Origin of the sequence: Pantoea sp. BAV 3049 (assembly GCF_009765445.1) — a bacterium.
Taxonomy (GTDB): Bacteria; Pseudomonadota; Gammaproteobacteria; order Enterobacterales; family Enterobacteriaceae; genus Erwinia.
Map to the genome: position 1 here is coordinate 804889 of NZ_WHOY01000031.1, position 18051 is coordinate 822939.

At 52.7% G+C, this 18051-nt stretch carries 15 protein-coding genes and 1 pseudogene; 6 read left to right on the top strand and 10 right to left on the bottom strand.

Annotation, left to right across the window (positions count from 1 at the left end):
* Positions 1 to 189: 189 nt before the first annotated feature.
* The 4 genes from GSQ70_RS04600 to GSQ70_RS04615 form a co-directional block, all read right to left on the bottom strand.
* A complete protein-coding gene (locus GSQ70_RS04600) occupies positions 190 to 3336 on the bottom strand; it encodes a CusA/CzcA family heavy metal efflux RND transporter (RefSeq protein ID WP_158781461.1) in 3147 nt (1048 codons plus the stop codon).
* A 10-nt stretch (positions 3337 to 3346) separates the two neighbouring features.
* On the bottom strand, positions 3347 to 4630 hold the full coding sequence (locus GSQ70_RS04605; RefSeq protein WP_158781462.1) for an efflux RND transporter periplasmic adaptor subunit: 1284 nt from the start codon (positions 4628 to 4630) through the stop codon (positions 3347 to 3349).
* 101 nt (positions 4631 to 4731) lie between these two features.
* Positions 4732 to 5088, bottom strand: a complete 357-nt coding sequence (gene cusF, locus GSQ70_RS04610) for a cation efflux system protein CusF (protein WP_158781463.1) — start codon at positions 5086 to 5088, stop codon at positions 4732 to 4734.
* A 30-nt stretch (positions 5089 to 5118) separates the two neighbouring features.
* Complete coding sequence (locus GSQ70_RS04615) at positions 5119 to 6504, bottom strand: Cu(I)/Ag(I) efflux RND transporter outer membrane protein (protein WP_158781464.1); 1386 nt, start codon at positions 6502 to 6504, stop codon at positions 5119 to 5121.
* 185 nt (positions 6505 to 6689) lie between these two features.
* Here GSQ70_RS04615 and GSQ70_RS04620 point away from each other — a divergent pair, with 185 nt between their 5' ends.
* Together GSQ70_RS04620 and GSQ70_RS04625 are read left to right on the top strand one after the other, a co-directional pair.
* Positions 6690 to 7373 (top strand): copper/silver response regulator transcription factor, encoded by a 684-nt coding sequence (locus GSQ70_RS04620; RefSeq protein WP_158781465.1) that lies wholly within the window; start codon positions 6690 to 6692, stop codon positions 7371 to 7373.
* Positions 7363 to 8823 carry a Cu(+)/Ag(+) sensor histidine kinase gene (locus GSQ70_RS04625; protein WP_158781466.1) on the top strand — a complete coding sequence of 487 codons (1461 nt, stop codon included), beginning with the start codon at positions 7363 to 7365 and terminating at the stop codon, positions 8821 to 8823. The genes GSQ70_RS04620 and GSQ70_RS04625 overlap by 11 nt, the downstream gene beginning before the upstream one ends.
* Before the next feature lie 103 nt (positions 8824 to 8926).
* Here GSQ70_RS04625 and GSQ70_RS04630 read toward each other — a convergent pair.
* Positions 8927 to 9328, bottom strand: a pseudogene (locus GSQ70_RS04630) (recombinase family protein); the annotation flags it as partial.
* Positions 9329 to 9475: 147 nt separating this feature from the next.
* On the opposite strand from GSQ70_RS04630, the gene GSQ70_RS04635 reads away from it, so the two are divergent.
* Together GSQ70_RS04635 and GSQ70_RS04640 are read left to right on the top strand one after the other, a co-directional pair.
* Positions 9476 to 10315, top strand: a complete 840-nt coding sequence (locus tag GSQ70_RS04635) for a PadR family transcriptional regulator (protein WP_199257223.1) — start codon at positions 9476 to 9478, stop codon at positions 10313 to 10315.
* A gap of 207 nt (positions 10316 to 10522) precedes the next feature.
* On the top strand, positions 10523 to 11923 hold the full coding sequence (locus GSQ70_RS04640; protein ID WP_158781467.1) for a Xaa-Pro peptidase family protein: 1401 nt from the start codon (positions 10523 to 10525) through the stop codon (positions 11921 to 11923).
* A 93-nt stretch (positions 11924 to 12016) separates the two neighbouring features.
* Here GSQ70_RS04640 and GSQ70_RS04645 read toward each other — a convergent pair whose 3' ends face one another.
* Positions 12017 to 12961, bottom strand: a complete 945-nt coding sequence (locus tag GSQ70_RS04645; protein ID WP_158781468.1) for a LysR family transcriptional regulator — start codon at positions 12959 to 12961, stop codon at positions 12017 to 12019.
* Positions 12962 to 13127: 166 nt separating this feature from the next.
* Here GSQ70_RS04645 and GSQ70_RS04650 point away from each other — a divergent pair, with 166 nt between their 5' ends.
* Positions 13128 to 13817: an SDR family NAD(P)-dependent oxidoreductase gene (locus GSQ70_RS04650; protein WP_158781469.1), complete on the top strand. Its 690-nt coding sequence runs from the start codon at positions 13128 to 13130 to the stop codon at positions 13815 to 13817.
* A gap of 30 nt (positions 13818 to 13847) precedes the next feature.
* Here the strand turns inward: GSQ70_RS04650 and GSQ70_RS04655 are convergent, their stop codons facing one another.
* From GSQ70_RS04655 to GSQ70_RS04670, 4 genes are all read right to left on the bottom strand, one after another.
* Complete coding sequence (locus GSQ70_RS04655) at positions 13848 to 14615, bottom strand: MipA/OmpV family protein (RefSeq protein WP_158781470.1); 768 nt, start codon at positions 14613 to 14615, stop codon at positions 13848 to 13850.
* A gap of 117 nt (positions 14616 to 14732) precedes the next feature.
* A complete protein-coding gene (locus GSQ70_RS04660; RefSeq protein ID WP_158781471.1) occupies positions 14733 to 16013 on the bottom strand; it encodes a HAMP domain-containing sensor histidine kinase in 1281 nt (426 codons plus the stop codon).
* An 11-nt stretch (positions 16014 to 16024) separates the two neighbouring features.
* Positions 16025 to 16732, bottom strand: a complete 708-nt coding sequence (locus tag GSQ70_RS04665; RefSeq protein ID WP_158781472.1) for a response regulator — start codon at positions 16730 to 16732, stop codon at positions 16025 to 16027.
* A 134-nt stretch (positions 16733 to 16866) separates the two neighbouring features.
* On the bottom strand, positions 16867 to 17520 hold the full coding sequence (locus GSQ70_RS04670) for a DUF6037 family protein (RefSeq protein ID WP_158781473.1): 654 nt from the start codon (positions 17518 to 17520) through the stop codon (positions 16867 to 16869).
* A gap of 75 nt (positions 17521 to 17595) precedes the next feature.
* On the opposite strand from GSQ70_RS04670, the gene GSQ70_RS04675 reads away from it, so the two are divergent.
* Positions 17596 to 17979 carry a DUF1090 domain-containing protein gene (locus tag GSQ70_RS04675; RefSeq protein ID WP_158781474.1) on the top strand — a complete coding sequence of 128 codons (384 nt, stop codon included), beginning with the start codon at positions 17596 to 17598 and terminating at the stop codon, positions 17977 to 17979.
* Positions 17980 to 18051 lie beyond the last annotated feature (72 nt).

Sequence of the window (18051 nt, forward strand, 5' to 3'; positions counted from 1 at the left end):
GAATATCGCAGAGTAGCAGGCCGTGTGAAGTGTTAACCCCTCTCATCACCCTTAGCCATTCTCCGGTTCAAATTGGGATCCGCCTGGAAAACGGAAAATATCCTACGCTAAAGCTGTTTTTTATACAGTCCGTGTGTTGCCTGAAGGTAAATACACAAAAAAGGAATTCAGACCTTCATCTGTACGCCTCTAACTTTTGCTGGCCTTGTGTCTCCTTAGGCATATCAGCTTGTAAGCCGCTGGAATAATGAAAAGAGACAACAACGGTGCGGTGATCATGCCTCCAATCATGGGGGCGGCTATTCGGCTCATCACTTCTGAGCCCGCGCCCGTTCCCCATAAGATAGGTAACAGTCCGGCGATAATCACCGCTACGGTCATCGCCTTTGGCCGAACGCGTAATACCGCACCGTGATAAAGCGCCTCATCCAGCCCTTTTTCGCTAAAGGTTTCCCCCTGGGAAAGTGCCGGTTCAGACTCAATGGCATGACGCAGATACATCAGCATCACTACCCCAAACTCAGCGGCAACGCCCGCCAGGGCAATGAAACCAGTTCCGGTTGCTACCGACATATGGAAGCCTTGCCAGTAAAGGAACCAAATCCCACCCACCAGGGCAAATGGCAGACTCATCAGGATCAACAGTGCTTCATCGACGCGCCGGAACGCCAGATACAACAGAACGAAAATGATCATGAGGGTCATCGGTATCATCAGTTTCAGCTTCTTATTGGCATGCTCCAGCAGTTCAAACTGCCCGGAGAAGGCCACACTGGTTCCGGGTTTTAAGGTCACTTTTTCACTGATGGCTGCTTTGAGATCGTTAACCACCGAGACCATATCGCGACCACGAGCATCGATGTAGATCCAGTTCGTTGGCCGGGCATTTTCTGTTTTTAGCATGCCCGGACCGGAAGCCACCTTCACCTCCGCCACATCCCCCAGGGTGATCTGCTGTTTCATCGGGGTGAGGATCGGTAACTGACGCAGCGTCTCAGGTCCGTCACGGTAACCCTGTGGATAGCGAACATTGATGGGATATCGGGCCACACCTTCCACCACTTCCCCCACCTGAGCGCCGCCAATCGCCGAGGTCACAAACAACTGGACATCATCAATGCTTATGCCGTATCGGGCCGCTTTTTCACGGTTAATATCGACCGTAATGTAGCGCCCGCCTTCCAGACGTTCCGCCAGGGCAGAAGTGACTCCGGGTACGGTTCTTGCAACTTCTTCAATCTGCTGCGCGGTCTGGTCAAGGTCAGCCAGAATCGTGCCGGAGACTTTAATCCCTATCGGGCTCTTTATCCCGGTCGACAGCATATCAATACGGTTACGAATAGGCGGAACCCAAAGGTTAGCCAGGCCAGGCAAACGAACTGTTCGATCAAGCTCATCGATGATTTTGTCGATAGTCATGCCCGGACGCCACTGATTCTCCGGCTCCAGCTGGATAGTGGTTTCCAGCATTTCCATCGGGGCAGAATCGGTTGCTGTGTCCGCCTTGCCTGACTTACCAAACACCGAGGCCACTTCGGGGACGGTTTTGATGAGCTTATCGGTGGTCTGCAACAGCGTGCGGGCCTGTGCAGGCGAAATTCCCGGCAGCGTGGACGGCATATACAGCAAGTCACCCTCATTAATCTGCGGCAGAAACTCCCCACCTACATTACTGAGCGGCCATGCAATGGTAAGGATCGAGAGCAATGCCACGACCAGTGTCAGCTTCGGCCAGTGCAGCACGCGTAGCAGCAATGGGTGATACGCTCTTATCAGGAACCGGTTTAACGGGTTACTGGTTTCGGCCGGAATTTTTCCCCGGATCCAGAACCCCATCAGGATTGGGATCACCACAATCGCCAGAACCGCGGCTCCAGCCATCGAATAGGTTTTGGTGAACGCCAGCGGACCAAACAGGCGGCCTTCCTGACCCTCTAGGGTGAAAATCGGGATAAATGACAGCGTGATGATAATCAAACTGATAAACAGCGCTGGCCCCACCTCCACCGATGCGTCAGTGATGACTTTCCAGCGCGTGGCATTATCAATTGTTTCACCCGGGTGCTGGTGGTCCCACTCTTCCAGCCGTTTATGTGCGTTTTCTATCATCACCACTGCGGCATCGACCATGGCACCGACCGCAATCGCAATCCCTCCCAGCGACATGATATTGGCGTTCATTCCCTGGAAGTGCATCACGATAAAGGCAATACACAACCCCAGCGGGAGCGAAATGATTGCGACCAACGCAGAACGCAGATGCCAGAGGAACAGCGCACAGACCACGGCCACCACAATAAACTCTTCCAGCAATTTATGACTGAGGTTGTCAATCGACCGGTCGATGAGCTGGCTGCGGTCGTAGGTGGTGACCACTTCAACACCCTGTGGAAGACTCTTTTTCAGCGTCTCCAGCTTATCCTTCACTGCGGAAATTACGTCCCGGGCATTTTTCCCGGAGCGTAAAATAATCACCCCACCGGCAACTTCCCCTTCACCGTTCAGCTCGGCAATGCCACGACGCATTTCGGGGCCAATCTGTACCCGGGCGACATCTTTTAAATATACCGGAATGCCATTCGCCCCGGCACTAAGGACAATATTGTTGAAATCATCCAGCGACTGAAGATAGCCGGTGGCACGCACCATGTATTCAGTTTCGGCCCGTTCAACGGAAGAGCCGCCCGCTTCCTGATTTGAGGCGTTCAGTACATTTTTTACCTGCGACAGTGTCACGCCATACTGCGACAGTTTTATCGGATCGACCTGAACCTGATATTCCCGCACCATCCCGCCAATCGATGCGACATCTGAGACATTTGCAATCGTTTTTAACTCATATTTCAGGAACCAGTCCTGAAGTGAACGCAGTTCGGCTAAATTGTGCTTGCCGCTTTTATCGATAAGGGCATATTCATAAATCCAGCCGACACCGGTGGCGTCGGGGCCAATTCCCGAGGTCACGCCTTTGGGCAATTTCCCCTGTGCCTGATTCAGATATTCCATCACCCGTGAGCGCGCCCAGTACTGATCGGTACCATCCTCAAAAATCACATACACATAGGAGTCTCCAAACTGGGAAAAACCGCGCACCGTCTTCGCACCCGGCACGGACAGCATGGTGGTGGTCAGGGGATAAGTGACCTGGTTTTCAACAATCTGCGGCGCCTGGCCCGGGTAGCTGGTCTTAATAATCACCTGAACATCAGAGAGATCGGGCAAGGCATCGACCGGGGTATTTACAATGGTCCATGTTCCCCAGATGCTCAGGAACAACACCGCCATCATCACCAGAAAACGGTTGGCAACCGAACGCCTGATAATCCATTCAATCATTGTTTTATCCTCAGTGACCGGTATGCGTACTGTCAGATGGCATCGCCATACCCGCAGCCATTGGTGCTGGCTTATCTGCCTGGTGCATCCTTTCCAGCGCACCTGAGATATTGGCTTCGGAATCAATCAGGAACAGTCCGTTCACCACCACCGATTCCCCTTCTGCAAGCCCGCTGGCGATCCCGGTCTGGTTCTGTGATTCATGCAGTATTTTGATAGCTTTCGGTACAAAGCGTCCTTCGTTGTCCACGGTAATCACATGCTGCTCCTTGCCCGTATCAATCACCGCCTGCGACGGGATCAGCAGCATCTCGGCACTCTGGGTTTTGAGCTTCAGATAAGCATTCATGCCCGGTTTTAACCGTTCATCCGGGTTACTCACCTGCAGTCGGATTTGCAGCGTGCGGGTTGTCGGGTCAACGCTCGGCAAAATGCTCCATTTTTCAATGGTGAACGCTTTGTCCGGGTAGGCCGGAACCGATATGGCAAACTGGGAGGTATCATTGATGAGATAGGCAATGGACTCCGGCACGGAAGCACTGATCCACACCGGATCCATCCCCTGAATTTGGGCCACGACTTTGTCTTTGGAAATATTCATCCCGGTACGCAGATCGAAGGCTGTGATCACGCCGCTAATCGGCGCTTTAATGGTGAAGCGAGTCTGGATAGTGTGGGTGCTTCGTAGTCGCTGAATATCGTCATCCGGCATCCCCGCCAGACGCAGACGCTCCAGGATGCCTTTTACCTGTACCGGCGTACCACCGGTACTGGACAGCAGCAGATATTCGCTCTGCGCTTCCACCCAGTCTGGAATAGTGATATCAATCAGCGGGTTACCTTTTTGCACCTTGTCGCCGATGGTGAGTGGATAGACTTTTTCGACAAATCCGTTAGCACGGGCCTGGACGATAACGAACTGATAATCGTTAAAACTGACGTTGGCCGGCAACGTTTGAGCATACTGCAAATGTCCTTTACTCACCTTCCCGGTCTTCATCCCCAGGTTTTGCACTAACGACGGGTCAACCCGGATCCCCTTGCTGTTCTGGGTATCACCTTCATCGGGGTACTTTGGCACCAGGTCCATATCCATAAACGGTGACTTGCCCGGCTGATCGAATTTGACATCCGGCTTCATCGGGTCATACCAGAACAGGACCTTACGGTCAGCAGGCGTTGAGGTTGAATGTTTCGCTGTATAAAAATAAGGAGTGACCGCAACCGAAACAATCCCTCCAATAAGAAGGCTGCTGACCACTACCGCAGCGTATTTTAATTTTAAGGAAGCCATGAGTGTTCCTGATAAAGTGAATATAAGCGCAAATGTCAGACAGCATAAAAAGACACCCACCACAATTTCTCATTATGATGGGAATCAATAGAGGGCAGATATTATGACTGTGTCACCTGAATATCCTGTAACAGAGAAATATTGCCCTGCTGGATGAAGGAGAAATTAACTATACTGCCGGATTTCAGCGCTGTGATACTGTCGTTCTGCGTTGTAAAAGTGAAGCGCATGGTCATGGCTGGCCAGCCAATCTCCGGGATAGCTTCATGGGCAATAGTGATTTTTTTATTCAGAAAATCAACATCTTTTACGATACCAGCGGCGCTAATAACCTGCTGTTTTGCCTGTATTTTACCGTGAGACATATCCATGCCCTGATGTGACTCTGTGGCCACGGCGGCCTGGGTCATCACCAGTGACATAACCCCTAAAAAGACTGCTTTCGTTGACAGACGCATATTGTGTACTCCTGAAAAATTTAAAGATGTTTATTCAATCCAACCGCCACCGAGTGCGTTAAAGAGTTTTATTTCATTGACCTGTTGAGAATATTTGAGATCGAGAAGGGTCTGTTGAGTGGCAAACAGTGAACGTTCTGCATCCAGTACTTCAATATAACTGACTGCGCCATTGGTATATAATCCACGGGCACGCTGTAGTGTGATTTTCAGCGAGTTGAAATAGCGTTGTTGGGCTGAAATTTGCCCGCTGATACTTTCGCGCAGTGACAACGCATCGGCCACGTCTTTGAATGCTGTCTGAATTTTTTGTTCGTAATTCACCACGGATTGTTGCTGACGAACCTGCGCCAGGGTCAGATTCGCCTCATTGCGGCCCGCGTTAAAAATGGGCAGATAAATTTCAGGCACGAAGTTCCACATCCCGCTCCCCGGTGTAAACAGGCTGGAGAGATCCGAGCTGCTGGCCGACAGGCCGCTGGTCAGACTGATTGAAGGGAAAAATGCCGCCCTGGCCGCGCCTATATTGGCATTTGCAGCTCTCAGCTGATGCTCCGCTTCCATGATGTCCGGTCTCTGTAACAGGAGATTCGAGGGCAGATTGGGCGGTAACCTGACAGGGTTAAGATCAGCCGACTCATCCGCCCGGGCAGCAGGAAGGCCGCTGTACACACCGAGTAGCAGCTGAAGTGCGTTATTCGCCTGGGCAAGTTGCCCTTCACGACTGGCAATCTCAGCGCGGGTGCTTTCAATGACGCCCCGCGCCTGTTCGATAGCCAGCACTGTCGTACTGCCTGTCACCAGTTGCTGTTCAACGAAAGCGTAGGATTGCTGATAGTTCTGCAGCGTTTCTTTGGCGATGGCCAGCTGCGCCTGAGCAAGTTGCTGGTTGTAGTAACTTTGTGAAACGTTGGAAATCAGCAGGATGTGCACATTGCGCTGCGCCTCCTGGCTGGCAAAGTAATTCTGTCTGTCGGCTTCGCTCATGTTTTTCAGCCTGCCAAAGAAATCGAGATCAAAGCTCAGATCCAGGCCTGCGGAATACTCTTTCGTCGTGGCGCTATTGCCTTTTAAACCGCCCTGGTAGCTGGCATCTGAAGACGCATTCAGCTGTGGGTATCGGTCTGCGTCAGTCACCTTGTATTGCGCCTGTGCTTCCTCGACTTTCAGGGCGGCCATTTTGAGATCCGGATTATTTCTCAGCGCCTCAGCGATGAAACGCCGGACCTGGGGATCGACAAAAAATGTTCTCCAGCCGGAGTCCTGGTAGCCTGCACTGGCGGGAACAAGACTGGTTCGTGAAAGTGAAAATTGCTGCGGTACGGGGAGTGCCGGACGCGAGTATTCTGGCGCGAGTGAGACACACCCAGTCAGAATAAGCACCGTACTGACCGTCAGTTGTTTTAATTTGAACATGTCGTTTCCCGTCCAGGCTCGCCAGGTAAATCGTGCGGATGAATAATGATAGGGGTAGAGTAGCGAGAGGACTCTGTTGGCTTGGTGACAGGATAATGACAAAGCTGTCATTTTCCCTTTCAGTCGTTGATCCCGGCATTCGGTTCACTAGAATGACAGACAAATTGCCGACATCCGGAGAGAAGGTGAAAATACTGATTGTTGAAGATGAGGCGAAAACCGGCGAATACCTAAGCAAGGGGCTGACTGAAGCCGGGTTTATCGTGGATTTGGCGGATAACGGCCTCACCGGATACCACTACGCCATGACGGCAGAATACGATCTTATCGTACTGGATATAATGCTCCCTGACGTGAATGGCTGGGATATAGTCCGCATGCTGCGGGGGGCCGGAAAAGGAATGCCTATTCTGTTACTGACCGCGCTCGGCACCATTGAACATCGGGTTAAAGGGCTGGAACTGGGGGCGGACGATTACCTGGTGAAACCATTCGCTTTTGCTGAACTGCTGGCCCGGGTCCGGACGCTGCTACGCCGGGGGGCGGCGGTCATTGCCGAAAGTCAGTTTCAGGTAGCCGATCTGAACATCGATCTGGTCTCACGTAAAGTCACCCGCGCAGGACGGCGAATTACGCTGACCAGTAAAGAATTTACCCTGCTGGAGTTTTTTGTCCGTCATAAGGGTGAAGTGCTTCCCCGTTCGCTCATTGCTTCTCAGGTTTGGGATATGAACTTTGACAGCGATACCAACGCCATCGACGTGGCGGTAAAACGTCTGAGAGCCAAAATTGACAATGATTTTGAGCCAAAACTGATCCAGACGGTGCGCGGCGTCGGCTACGTCCTTGAGGTACCGGATGAGGCTTAACGGAAAGCGCAGGCCTTTTTCCCTCGAAATTCGGCTGACGTTTCTCATCAGCCTGGCCACTATTTTTACCTTCGCGACTTTCGCGGCGATTATGCTCATCTCTGTTCAGAATCATTTCGCTGAACAGGATATTAAAAGCCTGCGACAAATCAACAACACGCTGACCGCTATTCTGGACAACCCGAAGGAATCGGAACGAAAAAAAGTGGATAAGATAAGCATTATCCTCAGCAGTTACCACCATATTTCCGTATTATTACTGAATCAGGGAAATAACGTTATTTATCGTTCCCCTGACGGACTGGAGTTGATGCCGGTATTACGCACGGCTAATTTTTTAAAATCGAAATCTTCCGGTGATGTTTTTCAGTGGTCTGACGGTCAGATGCCAAATAATGTAAATATACATGGTAATAGCAGTATGAGTCAGCCATCCTGGAGGATTATCGCCTCCCCGGTTAATTCATCCACTGGCGGGAAAATCAAAAGCGACACCTTATTAATTGCGCTATCGATAGATTTTCATATACATTACCTGGATGCTCTTAAATATAATCTATTAATCATTGCGTCGCTGATGAGCGTGCTGATTATACTGACGGTTTATTTTGCTGTGCATAAAGGGCACCAGCCGTTACGTAATGTTAGTATGAAAATTAAAAACATCACTTCAGATAATCTGGATGTTCGTCTTGATCCTGCCTGCGTACCGATTGAGCTTGAACAGTTGGTGATTTCCTTTAACAGCATGATTTCGCGTATTGAGGACGTGTTCACCCGGCAAGCCAATTTTTCCGCAGATATTGCTCATGAGATAAGAACCCCAATAACGAACCTGGTGACCCAGACGGAGATAGCCTTAAGCCAGCAGAGAACGGAGAAAGAACTGGAAGACGTTCTTTATTCCAGTCTTGAAGAGTACAATCGAATGGCCAAAATGGTCAGTGATATGCTGTTCCTGGCTCAGGCAGACAACAATCAGCTGATCCCGGAGCAGATGTCCCTGGATCTGAGAGCTGAAACCCTCAAAGTGTTTGATTTTTTTGAAGCCTGGGCGGAAGAGCGCGAAGTGGCTCTGACACTGGAGGGCAATGCCTGCATGGTTGAGGGTGACGGACTGATGCTGCGTCGGGTTATAAATAACCTGCTGTCCAACGCTATCCGCTATACCCCGGCAGGCTGTTCAGTTACGGTTCATCTTCATGAAAATACACAATGGGTTGAACTGACCGTGGAAAATCCAGGCACATCGGTTCCTCAGGAGCACCTGCCGCGACTGTTCGACCGCTTTTATCAGGTGGATCCTTCGCGCCATAGAAAGAGTGAAGGCAGTGGTATCGGGCTTGCCATCGTCAAATCCATTGTGGTGGCGCATAAAGGAAAAATCAGCGTCGCCTCCGACTCCCGTTCCACTCGCTTTACCCTCACTCTCCCCCGATTTCATTGCTAACAGGCAGGCACCTTCAATCGGGTGCCACCTTTATAACTAAAAGACAATAGGATAGTCAGTCCAGAAAAAAGACGGACTATCCATCTAATAAAATATATCAAACTCAATTAACTGTTTCTGAAGATGTTTTCACTATGAGAATAGTCTGCCGGGAGGTGTTAAATTCGCGGACAACAGCGCTAACACTGATTCCAGCATTGAGAGATTCCGTCACAGCCCGTTTTTGATCTTCACTCAGCGCTGATGGACGACCAAAGCGTTCTCCTGATGCCCTGGCCCGTGCAATACCAGAATGCGTGCGTTCGAGCAGTAAATCTCGCTCAAACTCTGCCACCGCTGAAATCACCTGCATGGTCTTCTTTCCGGCAGGACTGGGCAGGTCCACACCACCCAATGCCAGGCAATGCACCCGCACATCAGACGCGGCCAGTTGCTCAACGGTTTTTCTTATATCCATCGCATTATGGCCAAGACGGTCAAGTTTGGTAACAATCAGTACATCACCCTTTCCCACCAGTGCTCAGTCACTGGTGTTCAGTACATCCCACTCTTTTTTATGCCCTGCCTCTTGCTTTTTATTATCGTAAGATATAAAAATAACACTATCTTACGATACGGTCGTAAGATACATCCAACTTATCAGGAGTCATTTATGTTTAATTCCATGTTCAGAGACAGTCGCGGTGGTCGCCATCGCAAACACGACCATTCAGAAGATGGCCGCAGTGAGTGCTTCAACGAGGCGGAAAGCCGTGAAGAGGCGCTGGAAATGATGTTTGCCCAATGGCGTCGCGCCATGCGTGAAGAACGGATCCGTCATGACGGACACCGTGAGGGCCATCGTCATCATCACCGGGGCGAACGTGGCGCTGACTGCCATGAAGGTCGTCAGGAAGACTATCATCCCCGTTATGCCGATCGCCGGGGTGACCGCCGTGACGGACATCGCGGACATGGGCGCGGTCGGGGTGGAGATGATGCCGGTCATCGCGATCGCCCTTCTTTCCTGCGTGGCCGTAAGTTCGGTGCCGATGAGCTGCAGCTGTTACTGCTCAGCCTGCTGAAAGATCAGGCCAGCTACGGGTACGAACTGATCAAGATCCTCAAAGAGAAAAGCGGCGGGTTTTACACGCCAAGCCCTGGCGTGATCTATCCGGCCCTGACTTATCTGGAAGATGTCGGTTATGTCAGTGTACTGCAGGAAGGTAACCGTAAGCGCTATGCCATCAGCGAGCAAGGCCAGGCTTATCTGGCTGAAAATCAGCAGATGACCGATGCCCTGCTGGCCAAGCTGGCGCTGTTTGCCCGTCAGAGCGAATCGTTTAACCAGGCGATGTTCGAGCAACGCCAGCCTTTCAGCCCGGCGCTGACCGAAGCTATTCACGCCCTGCGCAGCGAGCTGCACCATTATCATGGCAGCAGTGAGGAGGTTCAGGCGCAGGTTGCTGATATTATTCAGCAGACCCTGGCTCATTTGCGGTCAGTCAAATGATTGCTACTGTTGCGGGCTTTATCCTGCCCGCGACGTCTCTTCACTGAAGAAACTTTACACGTTTCACCGCTCAGGCCTGAGTTCCCAGGATTGACCGCTAAAAGAGGATTCGCTAAAAGTTGCCATCGCCTGTAAGAATTAAAATAACAATCCGGCAGGGAGCGGCCGGGAGTGATCCTTTTACGTGATTATTTTTGAGGAATAAAAATGAGCGTTTCCACCGAACGATTTAAGCTGACCGTTATCAACGCACCAGCGACTTTCCCCAACGTCAGAATTCCGGCGATCGCCGATGACGTCATGGCCTCGCGCAAGCAGAAAGTGCTCGCAGGTATGGCACAGAACGACCTGGACTTCCTGGTGATTTACGCCGACAAAGAGCACGGCGGCAACTTTGAATATCTCGCCGGTTTTATTCCCCGCTTTGAAGAGGCGCTGTTGACCCTGAATGCGCACGGCGAACTGACTTACATCATGGGCAATGAGAACCTGAAATTGGTGCCTTATGCCCGTAATCAGGGAAAATGCCTGCATGCTCCGGCATTTTCCCTGCCCAACCAGCCAATGGATAACGAACGCCCCCTGGTGGAGGTACTGGCGGCGGCCGGTCTTCAGCCCGGCAGTAAAACGGGAGTGGCTGGCTGGAAACTGTTTACCAGCCAGTTGCAGGACAACGCCACATTGTTTGATGTTCCCGCGTTCATCCTGGATGCTGTGATTGCTGCGGCTGGCAATCGCAGTGCTGTGGTCAATGCCACCCCGTTGTTTACCTCTCCGGCGGTTGGGGCCAGACGCATCAATACCGCCAGTGAAATCACGTTTTACGAATATGGTGCGAATCTCGCTTCAACCCGGATCCTGAAGGCGCTGGACAGCATTGAACCGGGAAAAAGTGAGAAAGAGATTGGTCAGCTTCTTTCTGCTGAAGGCCAGCCTGGCAACGTGGTGATGGTCGCCGCCACCGGTGACCGCTTCGCGAACGCCTGTCTGTATCCTTCGGATAAGCTAATCCGCAAAGGCGATAAATTCTCGCTGACCGTGGGCTATAAAGGTGGCCTGAGCAGCCGTGCAGCTTATGTCGTCGCCAGCGAAAGTGAGTTGCCTGCTGCGGTGGCGGATTACCTTCCGGCGCTGGCGATCCCCTATTATCAGGCCGTCACTACCTGGCTGGAAACGCTGCGTACCGGACTGACCGGCGGCGAACTGTATCAGACCATCGAAACTGTGCTGCCGAAAGCGAAGTATCACTGGCATCTGAACCCGGGCCATCTGGTGGCGGATGAAGAGTGGCTCTGTTCACCGGTTTACCCTCAGTCCGCGATCGAACTGGTGAGTGGAATGATCTTCCAGATCGATATCATCCCTTCTCTGCCAGGCTATGCGGGTTGCAGCATCGAAGATACCGTGGCGCTGGCAGATGCCAGCCTGCGTCAGCAGTTGCAGGATGATTATCCGGAAGTCTGGCAGCGGATGGAGACGCGAAAGGTGCATCTGCGCGATGTGCTGAATATCCACGTTTCTGAAGATGTTCTGCCGCTGTCGAACACTGTCGGCTACCTGCGGCCATTTCTGCTGGATAAAACCCGCGCGCTGGTTCGTCAGCCCTGAAATCAGGAGGCCTTTTGTGAGAAAGGCCTTATTCTCTTCGTATTTCCCTCTTCAGCGCCAGAGGCTGCAGCAGCATGCAAGCTGGCAAGCTGATTACCGTGTACTGAGTGTTTCAGGTACCTGCTGGCGACAGACGGCCAGTACCAGCTGTCGTAACCAGCGATGGGCTGGTTCCACCTCGGCACGGGGATGCCACATCTGCGAAATGGTTATTCCGCTGGTTTTGACCGGCAGCGCAAAGGCGAACAGGGTAGGATTTGGCTTGCTTCTCCCCTCCACCGGCTGGTTGATTAGCAGCGATGCAGGAACCAACGCGACCAGATCGGAAGAGTGTGCCACCGTCAAAGCGGCCGGGAAACTCTGCACTGCCGCAGCAATCTTTCTCTTCAGCCCCAGTTCAGCCAGCGCATCGTCAACAGGTCCGCACATATTTCCCCGGCGGGAAGCCACCACATGGCTACAGGCTGCATAATCGCTGGCGGTAATCTCAGCCAGTGACTCAAGAGGATGTCCTTTGCGGACAACGCCCACAAAATAGTCGCGAAACAGCGCCTGTAAACGCACTTCCGGCCCCATCTCGCCCGGCACGCCGATCTCCAGATCCACCAGCCCTTCACGCAGATGTTTTGACGATTTCTCATGTTTTGGCGTAAAGCGCAAACGGACATTCGGCGCGACCTTTGCTGCAGCGGTAATCAATGCCGTGCCCAAAGCCTCAACAAAACCGTCATTGGTACGCAGGGTAAATGTGCGTTCGAGCGTGGCTAAATCCAGCTCCGCCGCTGAAGGGCTGAGCAGGCTGCGGGCCTCATACAGGGCGCTCTGCGTTCGCTGGCGGATCTCTTCTGCATAGGGCGTCAGCACCATATTTCGCCCGGCACGCACCAGTAAAGGATCGCCGGTTGTTGCCCGCAGGCGTCCCAGAGTGCGGCTCATAGCCGAAGCGCTCAGCCGCAAACGGCGTGCAGCCCCGGCCACGCTGCCTTCAGCCAGCAATGCGTCCAGCGCGATAAGGAGATTCAGGTCAGGTTCAGTCATGCCCCATCATAAACCGCCGGGAAAGAGCATGACAAGGCGTCCGGTGCAGGTTATATGTGCAACTGCTGCGTCTTCCGCCCTGTCTCCACCCGGCGTACAGTTACCGGTATCGACGGGAATGCAGTCACTGCCCGTCCCCTGATGACTTACCCAGAGGAACAGCATAATGAATAAAACCGTATTACTGATCGGCGCATCACGTGGGCTTGGTTTCGCCATGGTGGAAGAGTACCTGCAGCGCGGCTGGAAAGTGATCGCCACGGCGCGTGAAGCTTCCCGGCAGCACCTGCTGACGCTGGCGGAGAAATTTCCCGCCCTGCTGGAAGTGGAAGCGGTCGACATTACGCTGCCGGAGCAGGTTGACACGCTGCACACCCGCCTGGCAGACCGCAAAGTTGATCTGCTCTTCGTCAACGCAGGGGTTAAAAATGATGACCGCGAAACCATAGCCGACGTGTCGACAGAAGAATTTATCCGGGTGATGGTCACCAACGCGCTTAGCCCGCTGCGGGTAATCGAGAAGTTTCAGGATCTCGTACTTCCCACCGGCACCATTGGCGTGATGTCTTCCGGCCAGGGTAGCCTGACCAATAACACTAACGGCAATTATGAGGTCTATCGCGGCAGCAAAGCAGCCCTGAATATGTTTATGCGCAGCTTTGCGGCTCGCCACCGCGAGGGCAGTAAAACCTTGCTGCTGATGGCACCTGGTTGGGTACAAACCGACATGGGTGGACCGCAGGCCAGGCTGACCATCGGCGAAAGCATTCCTTCGCTGATTAACACTATCGCCGACTACGAAGGCCGCACCGGCCTGCACTATCTGGACTATCAGGGAGAAGTGGTGGCCTGGTGAAGACAGCATTCAGTGGCTGCTGAACCCTTGTCAGAATTTCCAGGCAAAGAACAGGCCGTAACGCAGCTGGTTATTATCCTGCACCACCGGGCTATCCGCAGCCTCGTCTTCCAGATGCAGAGCGGTCGCCCGGAAACCGGCCATCCACGACGGGCTGATTTGGTAATCAATCCCCAGTTCCAGACCGATATCCTGCAGCCCGGCACCGGCTTCGTAGCGCTGTAACCCACTACGTGATGACTGTTCTGCACTAACGCCGAACTGGGTTTGCATATAATCCGCATTTCCCCAGCTCAGCCGTGGCCCGAAGAAAATCCGACTGTCTTCGCTGAGCTGCCAGTCGAGGTGGCTGTAAGCATAAAGTTTTAGCCCCTGCTGATTGCCGCCGATATCCTGAGTCAGGATCATCCCGCTGCGGGAAAAAGCATTTTTATAACTTCCTGCCAGAAAAGCATGAGGCGATACGTCAATATCCCCCATTCCGCGCAGGCGGTCATTGTCTGACTCCTGACGCGGAGAGAGATCGGCACCGGCACCCAGCGAGAATTGCCAGTGTTGCGAGTCGTAAAATTTCCAGCCCAGCGCGGTGAGGGTATCCACGCCACCGACAAAAAATGGACCGTAATCCACTTTTACCGCCGGGATAAAAGTGAGCTTGCTGTGATCCGATCCCAGGTAATCAGGTTTAACGCCGATCCCCCCGCCGATAAATCCGCTGAATTTATCTGGTGCCCCGTCAGCACTGGCCGTAAAGGCTACCAACATGCACGAAAAAAGTGTTGTCACCGCAAAACGCATTGCCGCGTATCCTTCAGTTAGCTAATAACCGTTTCAGGTGACTGATTAAAACAGCCTTCTGTAAACCGGCTTTTTACCTCCGGTAAAGTTATGTAACTGAACGCAGCATTTTATGGCTTACCCAACCGGTTCTACAGGGATTTGTACGCTGAACCTGGCTCCGCCATGCTGTCGGTTATGCACGAAAACCTGCCCGGCATGATGCTCAGCGACCGCCCTGACCAGCGCGAGTCCCAGACCACTGCCCGCAGGTAACGGATCCCTGTTCGTCATCCGATAGAAGGGTTCAAAAATGCGCGCGGCTTCGTCTGCAGGAATGCCGGGGCCGCGGTCACAGACCTCAAAGATAAATTCAGCATCAGAAGCCAGACGCAGGCTGGCTGTCACCGGTAACGCGCCGTGCTTCAGCGCATTCTCCAGCAGATTGCGCATCAGGCGGCGGATCAGCGTTGCATCAACCTGTGCAATAACATGATCCGCTTCAAGTTCGATCTGCGCCCTGGCACACTCCTCAGCAGCGATTGCGGTGATGTCCGCAGGCTGAAAATGGCGATTATTGGCGGCCTGAGCCGTCTCAAGCCTGCTCATGGTCAGGATTTCCTCCACCAGTTCATCAAGCTCGGCTACACTGCGTTCCAGCTCGTGGCGCACCGGTGAAGCTTCCGTAGCCAGCAGAGCCGACGCCATCTGAATACGCGCCAGCGGCGAACGTAACTCATGGGAAGCTCTTGCCAGCATGTTTTTTTGCGCGCTGACCAGCGTTTCCAGCTGGCTGGCCGAACGGTTAAAGCTGGCCGCCAGACGCCCGACTTCATCATCCCCGGAAACGGGGACGCGAGAGGATAAATCCCCTTTTCCCAGCGACTCTACGCTGAGCTGCAAAGTTTCCAGGCGAGCCGTGAGTCTGCGGATAACCGGCCAGGCGGCCAGCGCCACGGCACAGGCCAGCGACATTAACAAACCAATAAACAGCCAGGGACGGCTGGCACGATCGTCACTGAACTGCACCACCAGCAGCCTTTTGTCGGCCAGCTGCCAGACAAAACGGGTGGCGAACCCGTCGTCAAAGAACCCTCCCTTTATGATGTTCCGGGGATAAGGCGTGGGCGGGCTGAGCTGACGGCTGAGTAAGTGTCCCTGGCCGTCAAAAAGAGTAAAGCGAGTGTGGGTGCGCTGCATCCAGCTATCGATAGCCGCAGACTGAACAGCACGGGAGCTGTCTGCTGGCGGAAGCGTCTCTTCCATCATTGACGTGAAAGCAGCAAACGCCTTCAGATGACGGTGGTCATCGTCCACCCACAGCCAGATGGCAATGGTCGAGATAACCACAATGCTGATGGCAGCGGTCACAGCGAAAAATATCTGCTGGTACATCGGGGTATCGGTCAGTTTACGCATCGTATCCTCTGCTACAGCGGCAGACGAGAAAAGACATAGCCGATGCCTCTGACCGTGATGATCCTGGTCGGCACGCGCGGATCTTCCTCTATCGCCTGGCGGATGCGGCCAATATGCACGTCAATCGCCCGGTCAAAACTCTCATAGGATTCACCCCGTAAAGCCTGCCACAATTGCTCGCGGTTCATCACCCGCCCGGCATTACGTGCCAGCGTCAGTAGCAAATCGAACTGCATTGAAGTTAGCGCGCAGGATTGCTGGCCGAGGGTGACGGTACGGGCCGCAGGATTGATTTCCAGCGCCCCGGAACGGATTGGTGGCTCCACATTCGGACGGGTGGCCTTCAGCACGCGCCGCAAAATAGCCCTGATACGCGCCAGTAATTCCCTCGGCTCGAACGGCTTGGGCATATAATCATCCGCTCCCAGTTCCAGACCAATAATCCGGTCGGTAGGTTCGCCCCGACCGGTGACCATAATGATCGCCGGATCGTCAGTGCAGACCGTCCTGATATAGCGGCAAACATCCAGACCGTCGGCATCGTTCAGCATCAGGTCCAGCAATATCAATGCAAACGAATTGCCATTCAGGGCGGCATAAGCTTCCTGCGCACTGCTGGCATGCATCACGCTCAGGCCATGCTGCGTGAGGTAAGGCACAAGCATCTGTGCCAGCCGGAGATCATCTTCAATCAACAGAACAGGGGTATTCCTGACCATCACGAATCCGCAATCAGAGGGATAAAACAGTAGGACAACGATTTTTGTTTAAAAGTCAGTGAACTCTGTAATCTCGCGTATCCATTGTAAAAAATGACTTTTTGATGACTTACAGGTGACGTGCCACCGGCAGGTTATGTGCCCGGTGTGGTCAACGTTTTTTGAAGTGCGCCAATATCGCTCCAGCGGCTGCTGATGTTAAGTTGCTGACAAAGTGCATGGGCTGTCGGGCCACAAAGACGTAAGGTTTTTTGCAGGTTGGTCGCGCTGACATTGTAATGTACCCCATCATGCGTTAGCCAGCCCACAAAATAGATTTTGTCCGGTTCTTCCACGTCCCTGCTCAGGGCCGCAATTTCAGCCAGGGTAGGATTATTGTTGATGTGTGCGGTGAGTGGAATTCTGCGATCAAACTGGGAAAAAAAATCATTGGATTTTAAGGCATTACCTTTGCCATTGTTGAATCCAAGCGCGTTAATCAGCGTTTGATAATGGGGACCCAAATACGTGTCGATTTCATAATTACGGTTAACGTCCAGCACAAAGAAGATATTATGCGCCACACAACCAAACAGTAATTGATGGGGAAAAGTGTCCGCAATATAGATTACAGAGAAGTGGACATTATGAAAACTAAAGGCAATTTTCTGCCTGACAATCTGGTTCTGCTGCATATTGAGGTCGAGCAATTCAAGCTGGTTTAGTTTCAGCACCACACGCATCCTTTTATAAACATTTCTTATCAATAAGTTTTTCATGTTGCCAAAATTTCGGGAAAGATCAAGCATTGGTCATGCCGTTAAGATGTTCTTAAGAAAAGTCGCTATAATGTTCAGCAACATTCATGGAGCTATAGGGACATTATGAAAAATACATTGTTGAAAACTGCCTTCGGGGTGCTGGGTCTGTCACTGTTTGCCACTCAGGCAAGCGCGGCTACCGGTTGCCTGGCGAAAAAGCAGGAAATTGAGCAGCAGATCCAGTGGGCACAGCAGCAGGGCAATACTCATCGCGTTGCCGGTCTGGAGCAGGCGCTGTCGGAAGTTAACGATCACTGCACCGAAAGCGGGCTGGAGAAGCAGCGACAGGAGAAGGTGAATGAGAAAACGCTGAAGGTGCGAGAACGCGAGGAAGATCTGGCCGAGGCACAGACCAAAGGCGATCAGCAGAAAATTTCCAAACAGCAGCGTAAACTTGAAGAAGCCCGCGAAGAACTCCGCGAAGCTCAGGCACAGTTAACGAAGTAAATAACAAACAGAAGCCTCTTCCCGTGAAGAGGCTTTTTAATGGTCAGAGCGCCAGATCGATCACAATCCACC